Annotated in this window: 1 protein-coding gene; it reads left to right on the plus strand. The window is 43.2% G+C overall.

What is annotated here, in order from left to right; translation table 11 throughout:
- The first annotated feature begins 625 nt into the window (after positions 1–625).
- Positions 626–1,489, plus strand: coding sequence for a carboxylating nicotinate-nucleotide diphosphorylase (gene nadC, locus FFO06_RS20595; protein WP_137909691.1), 864 nt, complete (start codon positions 626–628; stop codon positions 1,487–1,489).
- Positions 1,490–1,645 lie beyond the last annotated feature (156 nt).

A 1,645-nucleotide genomic window follows, 5' to 3' on the forward strand; every position in this document is an offset into this window, starting at 1 on the left:
TAGCTCTTTCGACCGTTTTTACAACCACGGTCAGGTTATTTTTTTCTGACGCAGGGTACTTGTCGTATTCTGGCTTTCAAACTATAATATTTTCAAGGTTCGGTGCGCTGTTCGGCGTTGCCTCTCTCGGCTTCGCTGTTCGGCACTTATTCAATATATCTAATCTATTTGGGTTTGTCAACTACTTTTTCCATCTTTTTGGAAAAAATTTTTTCACTTTGTCTACAATCCTTGTGAGATAAGGGTTGCAGTCGTTAGAATTTTCTGGATTTTTGCTTGATCAAGCATCGCCGCCATACCCCGTCCCTTATCAGGGTGGTGAATTTGACATACTCACCGACCTGAAGGTGCGATGATTCTTGACACTTCACTGGAACACGCCACAAGTGGTCTTATCGTCCCTCCATGTCCGTTTAAAGTCTCCCAATGCCATAAGCCGACTATAACCAAATTTTTAACACAAAGCCGTCCTAGAAGGACGGGGCTTGGATCCCAGATTTTTGGTCAAGCAGTTGTGTTTTTGATTTGGCTGAGTTGATGGGGATTTTTTTGGGTAATTATTATGGAAGGGGTTAATCAACGCAATTGCTGATAGTGTTGAGTGGATATAGGAATTAGGGATGATATGAAGAGTTTGGCTGTACTACCACCGTTTTTGGTGCTGGATCAATTGTTGCAAGGTTGGTTGCTGGAGGATATTGGTAGGGGTGATCGTACTACTCAATCTCTATTATCCCAAAATCCCACCGACAAAGAAGCGAAGTGGATAGCGAAAGCACCGGGAATAATTGCTGGTTTACCGGTTGCAGCCAGGGTGTTTCAGCTTTTGAATCATCAGGTCAATTTTGCAAATATTACCGCTGAGGGGGCAAAATGTGAACCAGGACAGGTAATAGCGGAAATTGGTGGTTCTTTAGATGCTCTGTTAATGGGAGAAAGGGTGGCGTTGAATTTGACGATGCGATTAAGTGGAATCGCGAGTTTAACTAATGTATATGTGGAGAAAATAGCTGATTTACCTGCTCAATTGGTGGATACGCGCAAAACTACACCAGGGTTGAGAATTTTGGAAAAGTACGCGACTGCTTTAGGTGGTGCTATAAATCACCGAATGGGTTTGGATGATGCGGTGATGATTAAGGATAATCATATTATAGCGGCTGGGGGAATTGGGGAGGCTATTACCCGCGTTCGTTCTCACATTCCTTATCCTCTGACAATTGAGGTGGAAACGGAAACTTTGGCACAGGTGCAAGAAGCGTTAGAGTATAAGGCAGATATTATTATGTTGGATAATATGCCTTTAAAAATGATGAGTCAAGCTGTGTCGCTGATTCGTCATGAAGATAATCGAGTAAAAATTGAGGCTTCGGGAAATGTCAACTTAGAGACTATTCGCGCTGTAGCAGAAACTGGTGTTGATTATATTTCTACTAGTGCGCCTATTACTCAGTCTAGATGGTTGGATCTAAGTATGAGAATGGTTTAATCGGCTATTGTATCTATATTATAGATTTGGGCGGGCTAGAAGCCCACCCCACAAGTAAATTATGGCGGGCTAGAAGCCCACCCCACAAGTAAATTATGGCGGGCTAGAAGCCCACCCCACAAGTAAATTATGGCGGGCTAGAAGCCCACCCCACAA

Origin of the sequence: Dolichospermum planctonicum (assembly GCF_005402965.1) — a bacterium.
GTDB lineage: Bacteria > Cyanobacteriota > Cyanobacteriia > Cyanobacteriales > Nostocaceae > Dolichospermum > Dolichospermum planctonicum.

What these genes read in the sequence shown, in the direction of transcription:
- nadC (WP_137909691.1), top strand. Translation starts at nt 626, where the DNA reads ATGAAGAGTTTGGCTGTACTACCACCGTTTTTGGTGCTGGATCAATTG.